At 56.2% G+C, this 201-nt stretch carries 2 tRNA genes; both read right to left on the bottom strand.

The features are described from left to right. Positions 1-2 precede the first annotated feature (2 nt). Positions 3-78: transfer RNA gene (locus tag IEX44_RS20530), tRNA-Ala, on the bottom strand. Between the two features lie 8 nt (positions 79-86). Further along, positions 87-162: transfer RNA gene (locus IEX44_RS20525), tRNA-Glu, on the bottom strand. Positions 163-201 lie beyond the last annotated feature (39 nt).

The following is a 201-nucleotide window of genomic DNA, read 5'->3' as shown; positions in this document are numbered from 1 at the left end:
TTTGGTGGAGCTAAGCGGGATCGAACCGCTGACCTCTTGCATGCCATGCAAGCGCTCTCCCAGCTGAGCTATAGCCCCAAGAATGGTGGCGTCCCCACGGGGATTCGAACCCCGGTTATCGCCGTGAAAGGGCGGTGTCCTAGGCCTCTAGACGATGGGGACAAGGAATCTGGGTAAAACAGGATAAACAGCAAGGAAGAA

This window comes from Silvimonas amylolytica, assembly GCF_014645555.1.
GTDB classification, from domain to species: domain Bacteria; phylum Pseudomonadota; class Gammaproteobacteria; order Burkholderiales; family Chitinibacteraceae; genus Silvimonas; species Silvimonas amylolytica.
Note: the sequence above shows the minus strand (reverse complement) of the source record. Positions and strands in the feature narration are given on the sequence as shown.